We start from the raw sequence: 21148 nt of genomic DNA, 5'->3' as shown, positions 1-21148 counted from the left end.
TTTTAGTTTTGTAAAATATTTTATTTTACTCATTAAATCTAAAAATTCTGTGACTGACTCTTTATGCTCTGCTTTCATGGTTTTATTTTTTTCTTATTATTAAACAAATATACATAGAAACAGACTTATTTAACTGGATGTATGTATTCCTGTTTTTTCAGCTACTTAGTTATAATTTTCATCCTTATAATAATAAGAACGATGAGAAAAACTGAAGTACCTGAATCTGTGAAGATTGTTGGAAATAACATAAAAGAGATTATTAAAGAAAAAAATCTTAAAGTACGGCACGTGGCTCATGATTCAGATTTAGATATAGAAGCATTAAGGAGATACATGTTAGGTAAACAAATTATGGGTATTGATAAGCTTATGCGTATTAGTAAAGCTTTAAATGTCGAAATTTCAGAGTTGTTTCGGAAAATATAATTCAAATTGAAACAGACCTTACAGCAAAAAGGTGGAAAAAGAATTCAGAAAAATATTTCTCAACAGGATTTGGCCTCAAAATGTAATTTTGAGAAGAGTAACATGTTCAGACTTGAAAACGGAAATGCGAATGCAACACTTTCGACTCTTGAAAAAATTTGCAATGCGCTGGAAATAGATTATATCGAATTATTTAAGTTTTAAGATCCCGGAGTGTGGGGTTCTTAAAATATAAAAGGCCACTTATTCGGTCTTTTTTTTATTTCAATCCATCTATAGAAACATTTACGGTTCCGTTTATTTTGATAAATGCTATAATAGCCTGATTGGTTAAGTGGATTTTATCAAATTGGATGTCCTCCATTTTTCCGTTTACAAAAACACCTGGAAGTGGAGAATAGTTTTTCAGATAAGAAGCCATACTTTTTTTACCTTCTTCTAAGTTTGGCTGTATTGAATATCGGCAGCTTTCTTCCATTTTTCTTAAAATAAAACCTTGCGCAAGCCAGTTTGCTGTACGTTGGAGCTTACTTTTCGTATCTAAAACATAATCAAGTTTATCGAAATAGATTTCTTTGGTCTGAGGATTGTATTGTGGAAACCCGTTTAAATAGATCGTTCCGTTTACTGAACCTAATACATCCAGAGCAATAACCATTTTTCCATCCTTATGCCAAATCTCAACGTTCTTTACAGTGACTTTTTTACTGCCTGAACCGAATTCCTGTCCTGCAAAATTTTTAGTCATGATTTTTGAAGCATCTGCATAACTCGATATTGCGGCAATATTTGCGGTAATTTGATTTGGAATTTTAGCGATTGGCTTCAGTATAATTTTATTGGCATTGAATTTAGATTCCGGCTGTTTGCCAATGATTGTTTCCATATTGCATTTCATTCCCATGTCTAATAAAAACAAATCATTTTTAAGTTTTGCATTAGTTGAATATATTTCTACAGGTGTAATTCGCAACCAGCTTTCATAAGATTCATTCATTTGAAAAGGAGTGCATATTTTTTCTAAAGCAGATAAAACATTTGGTTTGAAATCCATAGATTTCTCGATAGCATCATCTATGCTTTTTTCAATTTTAGATTTAAAAATAGAAATTGCAGGATTTACTAAGTAGGTGATAGGCATATTTTTTCCAAAAACTGTCATCGTTGGGCTCTCACTCCAATCAAGTGATTTAAATTCAGTTTTTGTGTTTAGTTTCCAGTTAGTTAAATTGACTTCACTTGACAAAGTTATTACTCCGTTTAAATTAAATTCGCGGGTGTCATAAAGTTCAACACCTAATTTTTTTGTACCAATTCTATATTTGATGTAAACTTTTAAGGGTAAGATTGTTTTTATTCTCTTATCAGGATTTGCAGGGTCATTTTGAATTTTTATTGGAGCCTGTTTCCAAATTTTCATTTCAATGTCATCATCTTCAATAGCATTATCTTCATAAATAAGTCCATTTAAAAGAGTGTTGGTTTGATTTTCAATGTCTTTTAATTTTACCGTGATAGGTAAATTAATAAAGGACGGATTGCTTTCGTAAACTAACGGACTGGCATCGTCGGGTTCAGGTTTTAAGGTAGCTAATTTTTGAGAAGTACTGCAACCAACTAATAATGTCAGCGCTATGATAAGAGAGATAAAAGAAAAAAATTTCATTGTGTGATTTTATTAAGTGGTGTAAAATTAAGAAAACAATTATATTCTCTGGAAAAAGTGTAACAATTAGTTATTTATGTAGTCTTATTCAAAAGAACAAAACAGAATTATTAACGTTTTATTATCATAAATTACTTAATAAAAATATTATTATTGTTTTAAAATTTAGCCTATCATGATCGAAATCAAAGATTTACATAAATCCTATAAAATGGGGAGTTCAGAATTGCATGTGTTAAAAGGAATAAATTTTAATATTGGCGAAGGAGAATTAGTTGCTATTATGGGATCTTCAGGATCTGGAAAATCAACGCTTCTTAATATTTTAGGAATTTTGGATGAGGCAGATTCGGGTAGTTATACTTTAGATAAAACGCCAATAAAAAAACTTAACGAAACTGTTGCTTCTAAATACAGAAATAAGTTTTTAGGTTTTGTTTTTCAGTCTTTTAATTTAATTAACTATAAAACAGCTCTTGATAATGTTGCGATGCCGTTATATTATCAAGGTATAAAAAGAAAAGAACGCTACGAAATTGCAATGAAATATTTGGAAAAAGTAGGTTTGGGTACGCATTCGCACCATTTGCCTAATGAATTATCAGGAGGACAAAAGCAACGTGTAGCAATAGCAAGAGCACTGGCTTCAAACCCAAAAGTTTTATTGGCAGATGAGCCAACAGGAGCGTTGGATACCAAAACTTCGTACGAAGTTATGGAACTTATACAAGGAATTAACGATGAAGGTAAAACCATTTTGATCGTTACCCACGAACCGGATATTGCCGCAATGTGCAAAAGAAATGTTGTCCTGAAAGACGGATTAATTATCGACGATAAAATGGTAGAACAAGTTAGAGCTTCATCTTATGTTTAATATTGAGCGTTGGCAGGAAATATTTGAAGCAATCTCTAAAAACAGGCTAAGAACTTTTCTTACCGGGATTTCTGTGGCTTCAGGTATTTTTATTTTAGTGATTTTGCTGGGTGCAGGAAAAGGACTTCAGAACGGAATTGAAAAACAATTCGAGCGTGATGCTGCAGGGATTATTGAAGTTTGGTCCGGTACAACTACAAAAGAGTATAAAGGTTTAAATCCGGGGAGACAAATTCAGTTTAGGAATAGTGATTATACACAATCTGTTCAGAAATTTGGTGATAAATTAGACAGTAAAGCATCTACTTATAATTTTTGGGGAGCTCCATTTTCATATGGAAAAGAATCCGGAAGTTATCAATACAGAGGTGTAGATCCCGATTATTCCATAATAGAAAACCTTACCGTTGTTAAGGGCCGATATGTAAATAGCAAAGATCTTGACAATAACGAAAAGGTTGCGGTTATTGGTATGAAGATTAAAACTGATTTGTTTAAAGACAAAGAAGCTCTTGGAGAAGAAATCATGATTAATAAGATTAATTTTAAAGTAATCGGAATTTTTACTGATCCGGGAGGAGAAAGGGAAGAAGCCAGAGCCTATTTGCCTAAAACGACAGTGCAAAGAACTTTTGGAGGCGGTGATAAAATAAGTAATATGTTTTTTACTTTAACAAAAACAGATAATTATGATGAAGCTTTGGCGCAGTCTAAAAAATTCACTCAGGATTTAAAAGATTTACTGAAGAGCAAAAATGTAGTAGCTCCAAATGACGATGGTGGAATTGGCGCCTATAATTCAGTTGAAGATGCCAAACAATTTTATGACTTAAACCTCTATATCAGATTGTTTTTCTGGTGGGTAGGAATCTGTACGATAATTGCGGGAGTTGTAGGGGTAAGTAATATTATGCTTATTGTCGTTAAAGAAAGAACAAAAGAAATTGGAATCAGAAAAGCACTTGGGGCCTCACCGGTTTCAATAATAGGAATGATACTTCACGAATCCATTTTTATTACCACAATTGCAGGTTTTTCAGGTCTGTTAGCAAGTTTGTTATTGCTGGAATTTGTTGGGCCAATGGTAGAAAGTGAATATTTTAGAAACCCTGAAGTTGATTTTAGTGTAGCCTTAACAACACTGGTTCTGCTAGTATTTGCAGGAGCATTGGCTGGATTTTTCCCAGCGTACAGAGCCGCCAAAATTAAACCTATTGTAGCACTTAGAGACGAATAAATTATGTTTAATAAAGATAATTGGGACGAAATTTTACAGGCTTTAACAGCCAATGTTTTCAGGACGATTCTAACTGCATTTGGTGTGTTTTGGGGGATATTTATTCTTGTAATATTACTTGCAGCAGGAAAGGGGTTGGAAAACGGGGTAAAAAAAGGTTTTGACGGCATAGCTACAAATACCATGTTTATGTGGAGCCAGACTACGTCTAAAGCTTATAAAGGATTGCCGAAAACACGCCGTTATGATTTTAGAAATAGCGATGTGATGGCATTAAAACAGGCGTTTCCGGATTTGTTATATGTCTCACCGCGAAATCAGTTAGGTGATTTTAACGGGACAAATAATGTAGTTCGGGGAACAAAAACTTCCTCTTTTACGATCTATGGTGATTATCCCGAATTGATTAAACAACAGCCGATGGATATTATAAAAGGCCGTTTTATAAATCAGCAGGATATTACAGAAAGAAGAAAAATAGCAGTGATTGGTAAAGGAGTTATTAGTGAACTTTATGGAAAAGAAGAAGAAGCTATTGGCACCTACGTAAAAATAAACGGAATTAATTTTATGGTGATCGGTGTTTATCATTCTAAGCAGCAAGGTGGAAATGCTGAACAGGAGCAGAAAAATATTTTCATTCCGTTTACAACTTTTCAGCAGGCTTTTAATTATGGTGATAAAGTAGGCTGGATGGCACTGACAGCAAAAGACGAAACATCAATTACTTCCCTGAAACCAAAAATTTTAGAATTAATCAAATCACTTCACTCTGTAAATCCTGAAGACGACAGAGCCGTTGGCAATTTTGATTTATATGAACAATTCAATAAAGTACAAAGTCTGTTTGATATTCTAAAAATCATCGCTTATTTTGTAGGAACTTTAGTCTTGATTTCCGGTGTAATCGGTATTTCGAATATCATGCTTATTGTAGTCAAAGAGCGTACAAAAGAAATAGGGATCAGGAGAGCTTTAGGAGCTACGCCGGCAGCTATACGAGGACAAATTTTATCGGAATCTATATTTTTAACTATTATTTCGGGGATGTTAGGAATTGCCGTAGCAACAGGAATTATAGCAGTTCTGAATATGGCCCTGGATTCGATGCCTCCGGACAGTAATACCATGTTTGCCAACCCAAGTGTAGATTTAAGGGTTGTATTTGTAGCATTATTAATATTAGTAGGGTCTGGTTTATTAGCAGGATTTATTCCGGCTCAGACTGCAATCAATGTGAAGCCGGTAGATGCTTTACGAACAGAATAAATTATCAATCAAAAAATAATCGATTAAATCAAACACAAAATGAAAAAAGGAGTAACCGTAACCATTTTAATTTTTATTGCTTTAGTTTTCTTTGGCGCATTATACTATTTATACGCTAAAAATCAAGAGTCTCCAATTGTCTTTAAAACTGAAAAAGCAGAAATTAAAACGATTATAAAAAGCACTATTGCGACAGGTAATATTCAGCCTGATGAAGAGGTTCTAATCAAACCAAACATCTCGGGTATTATTGAGCAGGTTTACATTAAAGCAGGTGAGAAAATCAAAGCGGGAGATATGATTGCTAAAATCAGGGTTGTTGCCAATGTTTCGAATGTGAGCAGTACACAAAATCAGGTACAGACAGCTAAGATTGCTTTAGATAATCAAGAGAAAATTTATCAGAGACAAAAAACATTATTTGATAAGGATGTTATTTCGGCAAATGATTTTGATGCGGCTCAATTAGCTTACAAACAGGCAAAACAAAATTATCAGGCAGCAAAACAGAGTTTAGATATTGTAAAAACAGGAACTACATCATCTTTAGGTAGTTATGCTAATACCTTAATTCGTTCTACTGTGAACGGAATGGTTTTAGATGTTCCGGTAAAAGTAGGGAATCAGGTTATTGAAAGTAATAATTTTAATGAAGGTACTACGATTGCCAGTGTTGCAGATGTTGGAAGAATGATTTTTGTTGGAAAAATTGATGAATCTGAAGTTGGTAAAATAAAAGAAAAAATGCCAATTGAAATCACTGTTGGGGCTATCGAAAACAAAAAATTTAATGCAGCATTAACTTACATAGCACCAAAAGGAGTAACTGAAAATGGTGCCATCCAGTTTGAAATTAAAGCTTCTTTAGAAAATAAAGACGCTACTTTTATTAGGGCCGGCTTAAGCGCAAATGCTTCAATCATCTTAGAAAAAGCCGAAAAAGTTTTGGCAATCAAAGAATCATTGGTTCAGTTTGACAAGAAAACACAAAAACCTTATGTAGAGATTGAAACCGCTCCTCAGAAATTTCAAAGAAAAAATATAGTTTTAGGAGTTAGTGACGGAATTTATGTTCAGGTTAAAAGTGGAATCAAAGTTTCGGATAAAATTAAAATCTGGAATCAGGGTTTGATTAATGAAGAAGAGAAAAAGAAATAAATTAGAAAACTGAAAAGATTTTAGATTTTTAAAAATGTTAAATTTGCATGGTTTGTTTGCTATGCTTTCATTCAAAATATATGAAAATAAATAAATATAATAGTTTTGTTTTTGCCTTATTATTTGGGGTTGGTTTATCGGGCCATGCGCAATCAAAACAATGGACATTAGAAGAATGCGTAAGATATGCATTGGATAATAATATCACAATAAAGCTTTCAGAATTAGATGTTAAGAGTGCTGCTATTGATAAAAAAGGTGCATTGGGAAGTTACCTGCCGTCAGTAAACGGAAGTGCTTCACATTCCTGGAATATTGGTCGGAATGTCAATCCCATTACAAATATTGCGAGTACAGAAACTACACAATATACGCAATTAGGTGTTAGTGCAGGTGTAGATATCTACAAAGGTTTGCAAAACCAAAATATTTACAGGAGAACAAAGCTTTCTATTATAGCATCACAATATCAATTGGTTAAGATGCAGGAAGATATAGCTTTGAATGTGGCAAATGCTTTTTTAGAAATTCTGTTCAATAAAGAAAATTTAAAAGTAAAAAAAGAACAATTGGCCATCGACGAAAAACGTTTTACACGTTCAGAAGAGATGGTAAATGCTGGAACAATACCGCGTGGTGATTTATTTGATTTAAAGGCAACAGTTGCAACAGATAAACAGGCTATTATTGTTGCAGAAAACAGCTTGTTAATTTCAAAATTAAGTCTGGCACAACTTTTACAACTTAAAGAATTTACAGATTTTGATGTAATTGATGATACAAATGCTAAAGATGAAAATGGGATCTTGTTGCAAAATCCGGTTGACATTTATAACAAAGCCAAAGAAATAAGAACTGATTTAAAAATAGCACAAACTAATTTGGAAATCGCCGAAAAAAATGTAGTTATAGCAAGAGGGGCATATCAGCCAACACTTAAAGGATTTTATTCTTTTGGTACAAGTGCCAGTTACAGCGATATACTTACGGGGCTAGATGCGAATGGTAATCCGGTTTACATATCTCCTGATCCTGCTATTCAGCAGTTTAGTGATAATAAGGGGCATACTTTCGGTTTTCAATTGAATGTTCCGATTTTTAATGGATTTTCAGCAAGAAATAATGTTGAACGAAATAAAGTAAGTTTAGAGAAATCTAAAATAAATTTAGAGCAAAAAAGTCTAGATTTGCAGCGTAATGTTTATACTGCTTTTACAGATGCCAAAGGTGCTTTAAATACTTATGAATCATCTACTGTAACTTTAGAAGCAAGACAACAGGCTTACAATTATGCGAAGGAAAAATACGATGTAGGATTAATGAACTCATTTGATTTTACTCAGGCACAAACATTATTGACCAATGCGCAATCAGATGTTATAAGAACTAAATACGATTATATTTTTAAGATTAAAATACTTGAATTCTACTTTGGAATTCCAATTGTTCCAGTTATCACAAAATAATTTATTATGTCAAAAAAAACAATTTATTTCTTGCTAGGCGGTGCAATAGTTATTATTGCTGCATTAATTGGTTTGTCAAAGGCCGGGTTAATAGGAAATAAGGATGAAGGAAAAGAAGTGGAAATTTCTAAAGTTATAGCCTCAACTATTGTCGAAACAGTTTCGGCAACAGGAAAGATTCAACCTGAAATTGAGGTAAAACTTTCTTCAATGGTTTCTGGTGAAATTATTGCATTAAATGTAAAAGAAGGTCAGGTTGTCAAAAAAGGAGATTTATTGGTAAAGATAAATCCCGATTTATATACTTCAGGATTAGAACGATCAGTTGCCAATTTATCAGGGACAAAAGCTGGTTTAACGCAATCAGAAGCAAGTTACAAAGAGGCTAAAGCAAGTTATGAACGTAATAAAACACTATACGATAAAGGTGTAATTTCGAAATCAGACTGGGATAAAGCAATTTCAACTTATGAAGTAGCCAAAGCAACGAAACAAAATGCTTATTATAATGTTCAAAGTGCATCTGCATCTGTAACTGAAGCGAAAGATAATTTAGGGCGTACATTAATTTATGCTCCTGCAGATGGAACTATTTCAGTATTAAATGTTGAATTAGGAGAACGTGTTTTAGGAACACAGCAAATGGCAGGAACAGAGCTCTTGAGAGTTGCGAATCTTAACAATATGGAAGTTGAAGTTGATGTAAACGAAAATGATATTGTTAAAGTCAAAATTGGTGATGAAGCCAATGTTGAAGTTGATGCCTATTTGAAAAAGAAGTTTAAAGGTGTTGTAACCAGTATTTCTAACTCAGCAAGTACTGCATTAACGTCTGATCAGGTAACTAATTTTAAAGTAAAAGTTCGTATTTTAAAAGATTCATATCAGGATTTACTAGAAGGTCAGCCAAATACTTATTCGCCATTCAGACCCGGAATGACGGCTACGGTTGATATTCTTACCAGAACCAAAACTAATGTTCTGGCAGTACCAATTAGTTCAGTAGTAGTGAAATCTGACACTGCTGCGGTAAAAGATTTTAAAGTTGAAGATCCTAATGAAGATAAAAAAGCAGCTCCAAAAAGCGATAAAAAATTCGAATGTGTTTTTGTAAAAGCAGGAGATAAAGCTAAAATCAGAATTATCAAAACAGGTATTCAGGATGATACTAATATTGAAGTTATGTCTGGCCTAAAACCAGGAGATACTGTTATTACAGGACCGTATACAACGGTTTCTAAAGAACTGGATTCAGGTGATAAAGTAAAGCTTAAAAAGGCGGATACACCTAAGAAATAAACCAGAATATCTTTAAGTCACCCTGAGTCCATTCGGCTTCGCTCAGGATAAACTTAGTCGAAGGCTTGTAAGGTGAAAAGGGCTTCGACTTTGCTCAGCCTGACATAAATAATTAACTTTAAAAAATAAATACATTGTCTTTTATTCTCAATATCGAAACGGCCACAAAAAATTGTTCTGTAGCTATTGCTAAAAATGGTGAAACAGTTCTGTGTAAAGAAATTGCAGAAGAAGGATATTCGCATGCCGAAAAACTACATATTTTTATTGAAGAAGTTATTGCCGAAGCTGGAATTTCAGTTCATGATTTAGCAGCAGTTGCAGTAAGTCAGGGGCCTGGTTCTTATACCGGTTTACGAATTGGGGTTTCGGCGGCAAAAGGATTATGTTTTGCATTAAACATTCCGTTAATTGCAGTAGATACTTTAAAAACTTTAGCTTCGCAGGTTAAGGTTTCTGACGGGAAAATTATTCCGATGCTTGATGCACGTCGAATGGAGGTTTACAGTGCAGTTTTTAACTCTAATTTAGAAATTGAAAGGCCAATTCAGGCTGAAATCATTGATGAAGATTCTTTTAAGGAATACACCGAAACTGTTTATTTTGTTGGTGATTGTGCTGAAAAATGTAAAACGGTTTTAATAAAAGATAATTTTGTTTTTCTGGAAGAAATAAAATATCCTTCCGCAAAAGAAATGAGTAAAATCAGTTATGATAAATTTCAAATAAGCGACACTGTTGATGTCGCTTATTTTGAACCTTATTATTTAAAAGATTTTATGATAACTGCACCTTCAAAAAAATAATAAAACTATTTTATTTTTGCAAAGTAAATGGCTGAATTGCAATTCCCGCTTCATCTAAAGCTGTTTTGCAATTCTCTAATGTTTCTGAAAAAACAGCACCATAATTAATGTTTTTTGCCCAAGGGCGCACTGCAAATTCTACAGAACTTGCTGTCAGGTTTTTTACGAAAACTTCAGGGGCAGGGCTTTTAAGCACTTTTGGGTTTTGATTTAAAACATTTAAAAGTACTTCTTTTGCTTTTTTGATATCCGAATCATAAGAAACAGCAAAAGTCAAATCAGCTCTTCTTTCTCCCTGCATTGAATAATTAATAATGGTTCCGTTTGATAAAGCTCCGTTTGGAACAAAAACAGTCTGATTGTTGCCGGTCAGCATTTTGGTAACAAAAATCTGGATTTCGAGTACAGTTGCTATAACGCCCTGAGCTTCTATTGTATCGCCTACTTTAAAAGGTTTAAAAACAATAATCAGCATACCGCCGGCAAAATTAGAAAGCGAACCTTGTAATGATAAACCGACTGCAAGCCCCATTGCCCCTAAAATAGCAACAAACGACGAAGTTTCGATTCCGAGTTTTGAAATAAAGGTTACAAACAATAAAATTCGTAAAGCCCATAATAAGATATCAGCAAGAAATTTGGTTAGGGTAGGATCCAGGTTTCTCTTTACCATTATTTTTCTAATAACCCTGTTTATTAATCTTATGGCATATAAACCAACAAATAAAATTAGAAAGGCCGAGATTAATTTTGGCGAATAATCTATTAATACGTCAATAAATTTCGTAGCATAATTGCTAAACTGGTCTGGATTGATGTTCATTTTTGTTGAATAAAAAAACCTTCCCAAAGAGAAGGTGGTATTAAAGGTGCAAATATAAAGATATTTATTTGATCCTAAAAAACAGTTTTTATTTCTGACCTGTTATTTTATCAATAATTTAGTCTTCATCAGTTATTGGTTTTTCACTGGCATCAACTACAGTTTCTGCTGCAAATGTTTCAGTATCGCTGGTAAGCTCTGCAGTTTTTTCTTTTATAGAATCAATTACATCGCTAATAGAGTCCGAAGCTTTTTCAACATATTCACTTACAATATCTTTTGCGTGATGTGCATATTCTACAGCACTCTCAAGTGCAGGTTCTGAAGCCTCTCTGGCTTTTGCGAAAGTCTCTTCTACAAAAGTTTCTGCTTTCTCAATATATGGAGCAGCAGCTTCTTTAGCTTGTTCAAAAGTAGTTTCGGCCTGGTCAGTTATTTCATTGGCAGAAGAATCTTTGGTTGAGCCAAATAAATTCTTAAAAAATGATGATAATCCCATAGTTTAAATATTGATTAGTTTATTGTGTAATATTAAGTTTTTTTCAGGACTATATAAGTTTTTTTAATAGTTTATTATAAATGAAAAAGCGCCTAAATTAGACGCTTTTGTTATTGTGTTTTTGTTGTTTTTAAGCATTCAAGGCTTCAACAGTAATTTTTTCATCGTTTAGCATGCTTTTCAACATGTTTTCGATACCGCTTTTTAAGGTAAATGTTGATGATGGACAGCCACTGCAAGCTCCTTGCAAAATTACTTTTACTACTTTATCAGTCTCATTGTACGAGTCAAAAGCAATATTGCCACCATCTGCTGCAACTGCGGGTTTTACATATTCTTCCAGGATGTTAATGATTTGCTGTGAGGTAACATCCAGCTTATCAAAAGCTTCGTCTTTAGTAACATCGTTTTTTGTAGTCACTTCGATTAAACTTTCATCAAGAACAGTTCCTCCGTTTTCTATAAATTGTTTGATAAAAGTTCTGACTTCAAGCGTAATTTCCTGCCAGTCATTAATATCATATTTTGTTACCGAAATATAATTTTCATCAATAAATACTTCTTTTACATACGGAAATTTGAACAACTCTTTCGCAAGCGGAGAAGAAGCTGTCTGGTCTATATTTTTATATTCAACAGCATTTTTAGTTAACATTCTGCTTACAACAAATTTTAATGCAGAAGGATTTGGAGTTGTTTCACCGTAAACTGTTATAGGCTGTTTTTTCGCCTTGTTATCATCTGTTTTTATAATGATGCCTCCTTTGTCTACAAATGCTGAAATCTGTTCAGCAACAGCATCTTGTACATCTTCCCATTCTACAATGCTGTATCTTTCGATGGCAATAAAATTCCCTGAAATATAAACTGTTTTTACAAATGGAAGATAAAATAATTGTTGTGCTAAAGGTGATGCTTGCGCTTCGTCAATATTTTTAAATTCAAAGTTTTCATTTTGAGTAATGAAATCTTCAAATTCAAATTTTATAATTGTCGGGTTTTGAGTTTCTTTTATCGTGATTTTTGCCATGATGGTATATTTTTTGTAAATTTAGTAAAGTTATTTTCTACTAATGGCTATATTTGGTTTTTTAATAAAATAATTAAGATTCTTTTATGACAGGTCTTGTTGAATTTGCATAATCCAAAAAAAACTCAAAATATATTACCTTCATGAAATTGAAAATTAAAATTTTACTTCTTTTTATAACCGTTACATTTTATTCTTATTCGCAAGAAGGTATTCCGGTATATTCTGATTATTTGTCGGATAATTATTACTTGATCCATCCTTCTATGGCAGGTGCTGCAAATTGTGCCAAAATAAGACTGACTGCCAGAAAACAATGGTTCGGACAGGATGATGCCCCAAGTTTGCAAACTTTAAGTTTTAATGGAAAAATTGGTGAAAGATCCGGAGCAGGAATTATTATTTTTAATGATAAAAACGGATATCATTCCGAAAAAGGAGTAAAAGTAACTTATGCCCATCATATTATGTTTTCAAGAGATGAGCTGGATTTAAATCAGCTTTCCTTTGGTATCAGTGCCGGGCTTATTCAAAATCAGTTAGATGAAACCGCATTTGGAGGAACTTTTGACCCTATTGTTTTTGGCTCAATTCAAAAAGATTCTTATTTCAATATGGATGTCGGGGCATCTTACAATTACCTGGATTTTTATGCTCATGCTACTGTTCAGGGATTATTGGAAACCAGAAGGGAATTATATACTGATTATGAAAGTGACAACCTCAGGAAATTTTTATTAAGCGCAGGATATGTTTTTGGAAAAAGAGAAAATATTACCTGGGAACCCTCTATTTTATTTCAATTGTTTGATCAAACCAAAGAAAAATCAATTGACCTGAATTTGAAAGCTTATAAAAACATGGATTTTGGAAGTATCTGGGCCGGATTGTCTTACAGAAGAAGTTTTGATGGAGCTCAATACAGTTCCGGCAGTGGAGTTGCAGATCAAAAATTGCAATATATTACACCCTTAGTTGGATTGAATTATAAGAACTTCATGTTTGCCTATACGTATTCAAATGTTACCGGTAATGTAAAATTTGATACAGGAGGCTATCATCAAATTACTCTGGGAATTAATTTATTTTGTACTAAAGAACGTTACGATTGTAATTGTCCTGCTATTAATTAAACTTTAATCATGATGGTAATAAAAGCTGTAAATGGTATATCGCCGGTAATCCCTGAAGATTGTTACGTAGCCGAAAATGCAACTATTGTTGGCGATGTGACTTTTGGAGATTCATGCAGCGTTTGGTTTAATGCTGTAATTCGTGGAGATGTAAATTTTATTAAAATTGGAAATAAAGTAAACATTCAGGATGGTGCAATTATTCATTGTACCTATCAAAAGCATCCCACTATTATTGGTAATAATGTCTCTATTGGACATAATGCGATTGTTCATGGCTGTACTGTTAATGATAATGTTTTGATCGGAATGGGAGCTATTGTAATGGATAATTGTGTTATAGAAAGCAATTCAATTATTGCAGCCGGAGCGGTTTTAACTCAAAATACAGTTGTAGCTTCGGGAAGTATTTATGCAGGTGTTCCTGCAAAAAAGGTAAAAGATATTGATCAATCTGATTTTGCGGGTGAAATCGAGCGTATTTCAAATAATTATGTAATGTATTCCGGGTGGTTTCAAAACGAAGAGTAAATTATAAATTAATTTTTTCGAAAAAAGCATTTTTATAACTTTCACTAATTGGAATTCGTTTATCGCTAATCAAAACTTTATTTTTTTGGATTGATTTTACATGTTTAATGTTGATGATGTATGATCTGTGAATTCTGGAAAACCCTTTGCTGGAAAGCAGATTTTCTAATTTTATCAAACTAATTAATGTTAAAGTAAATTTATTGTCTGTAGTGTAAATTTTGACATAATCTTTCAGCCCTTCTATAAATAAAATATCCGAAAAATTCATTTTTACGTTTTCATATTCTGCCCTTACGAACATAAAATCCTGCTCTGATTCGGGAGTTATATTCTCAGAAATAGACTGAGCAGCTGTTGCCGGATTAAAAATTTGCTGTGCCCGCACAACTGACTTTAAAAAGCGATGAAACGGAATTGGTTTTACTAAATAATCAACAGCACCAAGATTAAAACCTTCAACAGCATAATCAGAATAGGCAGTAGTAAAAATAATCAATGGTTTCTTTTCGATTGTATTCAAAAATTCGATTCCGGAAAAATGTGGCATTTCAATGTCCAGGAAAATCAGGTCAATATTGGTTTGATTGATAAACGAAACAGCATCAATAGCATTATTAAAAGTGCTGACCAATTCGAGTGAATCCACTTTGCTGACAAAATCTTTTAGCAAATCTACCGCTAAAGGTTCATCGTCTATAATTACACATTTCATCTGTTTTTAGATTAAATTTTAATAAATTGTTTCAAATCAAAAGTAGTTTTAAACTAAATGCCTGCCTTTAAAATTTAGTTAAAACTTAGCAAGCCTGTTTTTATTTGTCACTTATTTTAATGAATATCTGTTTGAATTTTATCTAATTTTAAATTTAGATGTACACGATAATATTGACTGTCTTGCGTTATTGTGAGCTCATGTGCATTTGGATATAGCAAATCCAGTCGATTTTGAATGTTTACTAATCCGATTCCTGAATTTTCAGGGTCTTTTACATAATTTTCGATGGTATTTTCAATCCAGAAATCAAAGTTGTTTTCTAAAATGAAAATCTTAATTTTTACATACGTTGCGCCTTTATAATCTGTTCCGTATTTAAAGGCATTTTCTACAAATGAAATCAATAATAAAGGTTCAATAAACTTGTTTTTTGTATTACCATGAACATTTATAAAAATGTCTTCGATATTATTGAGTCTTAATTTTTGTAATTCGATGTAATTATGAATATAATTAATTTCTTTTTCTAAAGCCACTGTTTTATTATCAGTTTCATACAGCATGTAGCGCATTAATTCGGACAATGTTACGATGGCATCAGGGACCAAATCAGATTTTTTATGAGCCAGTGAATAGATACTATTAAGGGAATTAAACAGAAAATGAGGGTTAGTTTGTTTTCGTAAATAGTTTAATTCAGTATTGGTTCTATGTGTTTCTGCTATTAATTTGTTTTGCTGATTTTGATAAAACTCCGTTAAGGTTCTGATAATGGCACTAATTGCCGTAATCAGAAGATAGAAGAAAGATGGGCCAATTTTAAAAAAAAGAGGTTGTCTGTGTATGACAACTTTTGCTTTTCCATCATGAAAAAACATTTCAGTGTCTGGTGGAATCATTTTAGGCGGCAGCATATTTTGCGGGCGTAAATGATTGAATTCAGGAATAAAATAGGTGATTCTGATTATCATGAAAAATAAAATCAGTGCCAATACAAAAACGAAATACAGCCAATATTTTTTTTCTAAAAGTAAAACAGGCACCAAATAAAAATAATTCAAATAAAACAACGTAATTCCTGTAATCCATTGTACGTAGAAATCATTATTGAACCTAAACGGGCTTTCGTAAAATTGAATCAATGAAGTCAATATAAAGAAAGTCCAGATGGTAACATGAAATAGAATTTTATTTGAATTTGTATTTTTAATGGTTCCTATATTCATTTAGATTTTTATTTTTAATAAAATTAAATCATTTTTAGTTACCGATGGCGATATGTTCTGATGGAGTTTTTCTACTACTAAATTAGCAACTTTTAGTGCATCTTCTTCCGAATTAAAACTTTTAGTTTCGCTGATAACAGGAATAATAGTTTGTTTTATCAGGATTTTATCTTTGTTTGCAATGGTATATCCCCAGCCGGAAGTTGTTTTTATGGCTTCTATCTGAAAAGCTTCTTTTTTTGAACAAGCCGTCAATAGCAGGAAAAATAGAATAAAGAGTAAATTCTTCTGAAAATTATTCCAGAAGAATTTAGTGCTTTTGATATTAATTGTCATCATCATTTTGCTCTTCAAGCGGTTTAAATTCCCATGCATCATCAAAATAGGTTGAACCTATTCTTCCTAACATTAAAAAACCTCTGTTGTTAATTGCAAAACCTACAGCATCAGTTCTTGTAGCTCCTTCAAGCGCAGTTCTTTCAACCCAAAGGTCTGTTGTTGGATTGTATTCCCAAACAGTTTTTATTCCTTCACCACCTACAACATATCCTAATCCGTTCATAGTAAAACTAGAAGCATTCGAGCGGGTTATTGCATAATCATCGTTGTAGCTGTCATCATCATCAGTGTCTTTATCAATATCACGTTTTCTAGTCCAGACATCGGTTGATGGATCAAATTCCCAAAAATCTTCCTGATAGGTACCGTTGTTAATTCCTGTTCCTAAATAGGCTTTATCATCTATAATAAATACGGTAGCATTACGTCTTTTGTTTCCGCTAAAGCCACTAACAAGTGTCCAGGTATTGGCTGTGTCATCATATTGATAAAAATCTTTCAAATAATTTCCATCATAACCAGTTCCAAAATAAGCTTTACCACCTACCTGAAAACCTAATGCACCATAACGGGCAGTTCCTGCAAAATCAGTTTTTTGTGTCCAGGTATTATTCGTTGGGTCATATTGATAAAAATCTTTCAGTTTATTAGTCCCGTCATATCCAAGACCTATGTATCCTTTTTCATTTAATGTAAAACCTGATGCAGAGCTTCTTGCTATTCCTGTAAAATCTGCTTTTTGCTCCCAATAATCTCCATTTGAATTATAAGCCCATAAATCTTTTAAATATTCATCCCCTGTATAACCAGTGGTGACATAGGCATAATCTCCAATAACAAAACTGGCAGCACTAGATCTGGCAGGCCCATCAAATGATGATTTTTTAATCCAGTTACCAATTAAATCCTCATCATCGTCATCGTGACTACAGCCTATAAAAAAAAGACTAGAAAATAGTGCAGCGAATAATATTCCTTTTTTTAAATTATTCATAAGTGTATTAAATTTATTTATTGTTTGTATTTGATGCCAATGCTTAAAATGTATCCGTTTCCGGTATTAAAATCATATACTTTATGATTGTTTTCATCCAAGAGATTATATTTTTTATCGAAATCATAACCTGCCTTAAAATTCATAAACCAATTTTTAGTCACATTCCTTTCATATTCAATTGCGGTTGTTATTTGTGATGTGCTAATTTTTGTGGCGATATCTGATAAATCAACAGAATTGTCCAAATTGTAAAAACTACCATTAAAGCTGTTACTCAAACTGAACATATTCCGTTCGTTATTAGAATAAGATATTTTTGAATCCGGAAAACCAATTAAAATGTCACTTTCATTATTAATTTTACTGAAAACTGATAAAGTAGGTATGAATTTAGCTGAACCAAAAATTGTTGCTCTTGCCACACCAATGTTTACACCTGTTTTTGAATTCAGTTGCTGAGAAAGCTGAAAACTTCCTAAAATGGTGACATCTGAAATTCCTAAATTTTGTTGAAAATTGATTGTTGGTATAATAGAAAGATTCCATTTGGCAGCATTCGATACTTTATGTAAAATTTCAAGTTTATTTTGAAATCTATTAAACTGATTCAAATTTTCAAAGCTGTCATAACTTCCTAATTCATACTTTATTTTAAGATTTGTGTATTCAGTTGTATTTGTAATTTCATTTTTAGCATCTATTTTTTTAGAAATGAATATGCCAATGTTACTCTCATTAAAATTTATTTTTTCTGTTGACTCTGTATTTAAATTAACATCTGCAGAAAATTTTTCTTGTGCTTTTGCTGTAAAAAAAGAAACCAAAAAAAGAGACCAGATTAAATACTTTATTTTCATTACTTATTTATTGGTTCAAAAGTAGTAGGCTAAAGGTTTTAAAAAAAAGAAGATATATGTATTGCTATTTTTGATAGACTAACTGGCAATTATGTTCGTTCAATAGGTTATTTGCCTGTTAAAACCTGATTGTAGATGATTTTTGGCTATTTATAGTTGAAAAGTGTGAGACTGTATATGTTATAGTGTTGTCCAGAAACTTGCCTTTTATATTTGTTGAAAAAATATGATTATGCATAAATTTATATTGATGTTGTTTTTTGGACTCACAATAGTTTCATGTGGCACAGATACAGATACTGGTGAATTTGTTGTCGGATCGGATTATTTGGCTGTAAACAACAAAGTGATTTTAATTGATACTCTTACGGTTGAAATGTCTACTATAAATTTCGATTCACTTGTTACGTCAAACAAGAGCAGGGTTTTGGTAGGAAACTACGATGATCCTCTTTTTGGGAAAGTAAAGTCTAATAGTTATTTTCAATTAGCATCAGATTCATACTCTTTAATTAGTAGCACAGATACAGAAGCGGCTAACTATGTTTTTGACTCTATTTCGATGATTTTAAAATATGATAATTATTATTATGGAGATACTACTAAAGTCCAGACTTTTGATATTCATCGATTAACTCAAAAAGTAAAGCCAAATACAGATGATGATTCTTTTTATAATAATTCAGCTTTAAGTTATAGTTCAGAAAGTTTAGGAACCATCTCTTATAAACCAAGACCATTAGAAAAAGACTCTATTAATATTAAGATGGACGCTGCATTTGGAGAAGCTCTTTTTCAAAAACTAAAGAAAAGGGAGATTACAGATTTTGATAGTTTCAAAGAATATTTAAATGGTCTTGTCCTTATTCCAACAACAACTAATTCCTCAAGTGTTATAGGGTTTAATTTATCAAGCAAAGTACGATTGTATTATTCCAAATATCAGGGTGATGCTGAAGATTCTTTTATAAAAGATTTTACCATTACGGATGCTACTAAGCAATTTAATGCAATTTCACTCGATAAATCAGGAACCCTGATTCAAAATTTGCCTGCTTCAAATAGTAACTTATCAAGTTTACTGACTAATAACCAAGGGTATATACAGTCCGGAACCGGTGTTGCGTGCAGGATTGACTTTCCAAATATAAAACAGCTTAAATATATATCGGACAATGGAGCTATTGTTGACGCAGAATTGATTTTGAAGCCTGTTAATAATTCATATTCCGACAATTATCCATTATCTGATTCTTTACAGGTATATGTTGCTGATAAATTAAATAGAATTAGCGGTACTTTGAATACCAGTGCGGGTAAACCTTTATATGCGACACTAAATAAAAAGAGTGATGAATTTAATGAAAATGTTCTCTACTCATTATCAGTTGGTAACTTTCTGCAAAAAGAAATGCTTAAACAATCCGATTCGAGATCTTCTTTGGTTTTTACATTGCCAACTATTTCTAAAGCAGTTAACAGATTGGTTCTCGGAGATCAAAAACATCTGAATAATAAAATTCAATTGAAAATTTACTACATCTCTTATTAAATGAAAAATAAAATCACCTTTTTAAGTTGCTTCATTTTAATCTATGTAACCTCTTTTTCGCAAAGTATTTCAAGTTCTCCTTATTCATTATATGGGGTAGGAAGTTTGTATGATGCAGATTTTGGTTTAATTCCTTCGATTGGTTCTTCCGGGATAGCATTGCCATCCGATACCTTTATCAATAACCTGAATCCGGCTTCTTTGGCATATTTACCTCAGAATCATTTTATGTTTGAAGTTGGAGGAAAAGCTATCGCAACAACTTTTCAGACCAGTTCTAAAACCGAAAAGCGTAATAATTTTCAGTTTTCACATATCGCTTTTGCGTTTCCTGTTACTAAAAATTCCAGTTTTAGCATTGCTTTACGTCCTTATTCAAGTGCTGCATTTAAAATTTCGGATTTAAAATTGCCTATTTCTAACAGTTCAGAATATTATACTTTAAGTGCTGAAGGATCTGGGGGATTAAATAGTTTTGATTTTTCATATGGGTATAGGGTAAGTAAAAAATTATCGGTTGGAGCTTCTGCAACTGTGTTATTTGGAAATACGACCGATGACAGAAGTTATATTATTGCAAGTTCATTAACGACCATTAATAAAAAAACAGATTATAATGGTTTGCGGGCAACTTTGGGGACCCAATATAAAATTGATTCGACTTTTACTATAGCTTCAACTTTTAAGATGCCTTCTCGAATTAAGGCTTCAAAGGTACAATCGATAGAGAGTATAAGTAATTCAAATAGCAGTGTAATAGAAACAGATGTTGCTTCAGATACGGATGATTATTATATGCCCTTAGAAATTGGATTTGGTATAAGTAAGCGTTTTAAAAATAACCTGAATATGATTCTTGATTATGAAAAAAGCTTGTGGAATGATACCAATCAATCAGAATTGTATGGAGATTTTGTAAATCAGGACCGTTTTGCTTTAGGATTTACTTATAGAAAGAATAAAAACATTAGAAGTTATTCGGACAGAATCCAATATGCAACAGGACTAAATTTTGATACAGGTTATCTGGAAGTTGATGGAAAAAGGGTTAATAATGCAGCAATTTCTTTTGGAGTTACCCTGCCTATAGACTACACTTTTTCGGCTATTAATATCTCCTATTCATACGGACAAAAAGGCAGAATCGGAGATGGTTTAATAAAAGAAAACTATCATAAATTATCTCTTAATTTATCATTGGACGGAATTTGGTTTGCTAAGCGAAAAATAGAATAA

Annotated in this window: 22 protein-coding genes; 13 read left to right on the top strand and 9 right to left on the bottom strand. The window is 32.4% G+C overall.

What is annotated here, in order from left to right:
• The first annotated feature begins 201 nt into the window (after positions 1–201).
• Together PMI10_RS10135 and PMI10_RS10130 are read left to right on the top strand one after the other, a co-directional pair.
• Positions 202–429, top strand: coding sequence for a helix-turn-helix domain-containing protein (locus tag PMI10_RS10135; protein ID WP_007807357.1), 228 nt, complete (start codon positions 202–204; stop codon positions 427–429).
• Positions 430–435: 6 nt separating this feature from the next.
• Positions 436–633 carry a helix-turn-helix domain-containing protein gene (locus PMI10_RS10130; RefSeq protein ID WP_035631680.1) on the top strand — a complete coding sequence of 66 codons (198 nt, stop codon included), beginning with the start codon at positions 436–438 and terminating at the stop codon, positions 631–633.
• 55 nt (positions 634–688) lie between these two features.
• Here PMI10_RS10130 and PMI10_RS10125 read toward each other — a convergent pair whose 3' ends face one another.
• Positions 689–2095, bottom strand: coding sequence for a DUF4403 family protein (locus PMI10_RS10125; protein ID WP_007807354.1), 1407 nt, complete (start codon positions 2093–2095; stop codon positions 689–691).
• A 175-nt stretch (positions 2096–2270) separates the two neighbouring features.
• Between PMI10_RS10125 and PMI10_RS10120 the strand changes: the two genes are divergently transcribed.
• The 7 genes from PMI10_RS10120 (at position 2271) to tsaB (ending at position 10207) form a co-directional block, all read left to right on the top strand.
• The gene (locus PMI10_RS10120; RefSeq protein ID WP_007807352.1) at positions 2271–2972 is read left to right on the top strand and encodes an ABC transporter ATP-binding protein; all 702 of its coding nucleotides are present in this window, start codon (positions 2271–2273) and stop codon (positions 2970–2972) included.
• Positions 2965–4209, top strand: coding sequence for an ABC transporter permease (locus PMI10_RS10115; protein WP_007807350.1), 1245 nt, complete (start codon positions 2965–2967; stop codon positions 4207–4209). Before PMI10_RS10120 ends, PMI10_RS10115 begins: the two co-directional genes overlap by 8 nt.
• Before the next feature lie 3 nt (positions 4210–4212).
• Entirely contained in the window at positions 4213–5478 is a 1266-nt protein-coding gene (locus tag PMI10_RS10110; protein WP_007807349.1) for an ABC transporter permease, read from the top strand.
• A gap of 39 nt (positions 5479–5517) precedes the next feature.
• The gene (locus tag PMI10_RS10105) at positions 5518–6636 is read left to right on the top strand and encodes an efflux RND transporter periplasmic adaptor subunit (protein WP_007807347.1); all 1119 of its coding nucleotides are present in this window, start codon (positions 5518–5520) and stop codon (positions 6634–6636) included.
• Between the two features lie 80 nt (positions 6637–6716).
• Positions 6717–8102 (top strand): TolC family protein, encoded by a 1386-nt coding sequence (locus PMI10_RS10100; protein WP_035631677.1) that lies wholly within the window; start codon positions 6717–6719, stop codon positions 8100–8102.
• Positions 8103–8108: 6 nt separating this feature from the next.
• On the top strand, positions 8109–9401 hold the full coding sequence (locus PMI10_RS10095) for an efflux RND transporter periplasmic adaptor subunit (RefSeq protein ID WP_007807342.1): 1293 nt from the start codon (positions 8109–8111) through the stop codon (positions 9399–9401).
• A 134-nt stretch (positions 9402–9535) separates the two neighbouring features.
• Positions 9536–10207: a tRNA (adenosine(37)-N6)-threonylcarbamoyltransferase complex dimerization subunit type 1 TsaB gene (gene tsaB, locus PMI10_RS10090; protein WP_007807341.1), complete on the top strand. Its 672-nt coding sequence runs from the start codon at positions 9536–9538 to the stop codon at positions 10205–10207.
• A gap of 10 nt (positions 10208–10217) precedes the next feature.
• Here the strand turns inward: tsaB and PMI10_RS10085 are convergent, their stop codons facing one another.
• The 3 genes from PMI10_RS10085 to PMI10_RS10075 all read right to left on the bottom strand — a co-directional run bounded on the left by PMI10_RS10085 (position 10218) and on the right by PMI10_RS10075 (position 12559).
• Complete coding sequence (locus PMI10_RS10085) at positions 10218–11030, bottom strand: mechanosensitive ion channel family protein (protein WP_007807339.1); 813 nt, start codon at positions 11028–11030, stop codon at positions 10218–10220.
• A 118-nt stretch (positions 11031–11148) separates the two neighbouring features.
• Positions 11149–11529, bottom strand: a complete 381-nt coding sequence (locus tag PMI10_RS10080; RefSeq protein WP_007807336.1) for a hypothetical protein — start codon at positions 11527–11529, stop codon at positions 11149–11151.
• 130 nt (positions 11530–11659) lie between these two features.
• On the bottom strand, positions 11660–12559 hold the full coding sequence (locus PMI10_RS10075; RefSeq protein ID WP_007807334.1) for a NifU family protein: 900 nt from the start codon (positions 12557–12559) through the stop codon (positions 11660–11662).
• A gap of 143 nt (positions 12560–12702) precedes the next feature.
• Here PMI10_RS10075 and PMI10_RS10070 point away from each other — a divergent pair, with 143 nt between their 5' ends.
• Positions 12703–13692 carry a PorP/SprF family type IX secretion system membrane protein gene (locus PMI10_RS10070; RefSeq protein ID WP_007807332.1) on the top strand — a complete coding sequence of 330 codons (990 nt, stop codon included), beginning with the start codon at positions 12703–12705 and terminating at the stop codon, positions 13690–13692.
• Positions 13693–13704: 12 nt separating this feature from the next.
• Positions 13705–14223 (top strand): gamma carbonic anhydrase family protein, encoded by a 519-nt coding sequence (locus tag PMI10_RS10065; RefSeq protein WP_007807329.1) that lies wholly within the window; start codon positions 13705–13707, stop codon positions 14221–14223.
• A gap of 1 nt (position 14224) precedes the next feature.
• On the opposite strand, the gene PMI10_RS10060 is transcribed toward PMI10_RS10065, so the two are convergent.
• The 5 genes from PMI10_RS10060 to PMI10_RS10040 all read right to left on the bottom strand — a co-directional run bounded on the left by PMI10_RS10060 (position 14225) and on the right by PMI10_RS10040 (position 18360).
• On the bottom strand, positions 14225–14938 hold the full coding sequence (locus PMI10_RS10060; RefSeq protein ID WP_007807328.1) for a LytR/AlgR family response regulator transcription factor: 714 nt from the start codon (positions 14936–14938) through the stop codon (positions 14225–14227).
• A gap of 116 nt (positions 14939–15054) precedes the next feature.
• Entirely contained in the window at positions 15055–16167 is a 1113-nt protein-coding gene (locus PMI10_RS10055) for a sensor histidine kinase (protein ID WP_007807326.1), read from the bottom strand.
• Positions 16168–16509 carry a DUF4907 domain-containing protein gene (locus tag PMI10_RS10050; protein WP_238539463.1) on the bottom strand — a complete coding sequence of 114 codons (342 nt, stop codon included), beginning with the start codon at positions 16507–16509 and terminating at the stop codon, positions 16168–16170. It lies immediately after the preceding gene.
• The gene (locus PMI10_RS10045; protein ID WP_007807321.1) at positions 16493–17500 is read right to left on the bottom strand and encodes a Kelch repeat-containing protein; all 1008 of its coding nucleotides are present in this window, start codon (positions 17498–17500) and stop codon (positions 16493–16495) included. The genes PMI10_RS10050 and PMI10_RS10045 overlap by 17 nt, the downstream gene beginning before the upstream one ends.
• A gap of 17 nt (positions 17501–17517) precedes the next feature.
• Positions 17518–18360 (bottom strand): DUF6268 family outer membrane beta-barrel protein, encoded by an 843-nt coding sequence (locus tag PMI10_RS10040; protein ID WP_007807320.1) that lies wholly within the window; start codon positions 18358–18360, stop codon positions 17518–17520.
• Positions 18361–18592: 232 nt separating this feature from the next.
• On the opposite strand from PMI10_RS10040, the gene PMI10_RS10035 reads away from it, so the two are divergent.
• Complete coding sequence (locus tag PMI10_RS10035) at positions 18593–19912, top strand: DUF4270 family protein (RefSeq protein ID WP_157489772.1); 1320 nt, start codon at positions 18593–18595, stop codon at positions 19910–19912.
• Positions 19913–21148 carry a hypothetical protein gene (locus tag PMI10_RS10030; RefSeq protein WP_007807317.1) on the top strand — a complete coding sequence of 412 codons (1236 nt, stop codon included), beginning with the start codon at positions 19913–19915 and terminating at the stop codon, positions 21146–21148. It begins immediately after the preceding gene.

This window comes from Flavobacterium sp. CF136, from assembly GCF_000282055.1.
Classification (GTDB): Bacteria; Bacteroidota; Bacteroidia; order Flavobacteriales; family Flavobacteriaceae; genus Flavobacterium.
Note: the sequence above shows the minus strand (reverse complement) of the source record. Positions and strands in the feature narration are given on the sequence as shown.

Bases quoted from the DNA above. Each gene is read 5' to 3' on its own strand.
- PMI10_RS10135 (WP_007807357.1), top strand. From the start codon at position 202: ATGAGAAAAACTGAAGTACCTGAATCTGTGAAGATTGTTGGAAATAAC.
- PMI10_RS10125 (WP_007807354.1), bottom strand. From the start codon at position 2,095: ATGAAATTTTTTTCTTTTATCTCTCTTATCATAGCGCTGACATTATTA.
- PMI10_RS10120 (WP_007807352.1), top strand. From the start codon at position 2,271: ATGATCGAAATCAAAGATTTACATAAATCCTATAAAATGGGGAGTTCA.
- PMI10_RS10115 (WP_007807350.1), top strand. From the start codon at position 2,965: ATGTTTAATATTGAGCGTTGGCAGGAAATATTTGAAGCAATCTCTAAA.
- PMI10_RS10110 (WP_007807349.1), top strand. From the start codon at position 4,213: ATGTTTAATAAAGATAATTGGGACGAAATTTTACAGGCTTTAACAGCC.
- PMI10_RS10105 (WP_007807347.1), top strand. From the start codon at position 5,518: ATGAAAAAAGGAGTAACCGTAACCATTTTAATTTTTATTGCTTTAGTT.
- PMI10_RS10100 (WP_035631677.1), top strand. From the start codon at position 6,717: ATGAAAATAAATAAATATAATAGTTTTGTTTTTGCCTTATTATTTGGG.
- PMI10_RS10095 (WP_007807342.1), top strand. From the start codon at position 8,109: ATGTCAAAAAAAACAATTTATTTCTTGCTAGGCGGTGCAATAGTTATT.
- PMI10_RS10085 (WP_007807339.1), bottom strand. From the start codon at position 11,030: ATGAACATCAATCCAGACCAGTTTAGCAATTATGCTACGAAATTTATT.
- PMI10_RS10080 (WP_007807336.1), bottom strand. From the start codon at position 11,529: ATGGGATTATCATCATTTTTTAAGAATTTATTTGGCTCAACCAAAGAT.
- PMI10_RS10075 (WP_007807334.1), bottom strand. From the start codon at position 12,559: ATGGCAAAAATCACGATAAAAGAAACTCAAAACCCGACAATTATAAAA.
- PMI10_RS10070 (WP_007807332.1), top strand. From the start codon at position 12,703: ATGAAATTGAAAATTAAAATTTTACTTCTTTTTATAACCGTTACATTT.
- PMI10_RS10065 (WP_007807329.1), top strand. From the start codon at position 13,705: ATGGTAATAAAAGCTGTAAATGGTATATCGCCGGTAATCCCTGAAGAT.
- PMI10_RS10060 (WP_007807328.1), bottom strand. From the start codon at position 14,938: ATGAAATGTGTAATTATAGACGATGAACCTTTAGCGGTAGATTTGCTA.
- PMI10_RS10055 (WP_007807326.1), bottom strand. From the start codon at position 16,167: ATGAATATAGGAACCATTAAAAATACAAATTCAAATAAAATTCTATTT.
- PMI10_RS10050 (WP_238539463.1), bottom strand. From the start codon at position 16,509: ATGATGATGACAATTAATATCAAAAGCACTAAATTCTTCTGGAATAAT.
- PMI10_RS10045 (WP_007807321.1), bottom strand. From the start codon at position 17,500: ATGAATAATTTAAAAAAAGGAATATTATTCGCTGCACTATTTTCTAGT.
- PMI10_RS10040 (WP_007807320.1), bottom strand. From the start codon at position 18,360: ATGAAAATAAAGTATTTAATCTGGTCTCTTTTTTTGGTTTCTTTTTTT.
- PMI10_RS10035 (WP_157489772.1), top strand. From the start codon at position 18,593: ATGCATAAATTTATATTGATGTTGTTTTTTGGACTCACAATAGTTTCA.
- PMI10_RS10030 (WP_007807317.1), top strand. From the start codon at position 19,913: ATGAAAAATAAAATCACCTTTTTAAGTTGCTTCATTTTAATCTATGTA.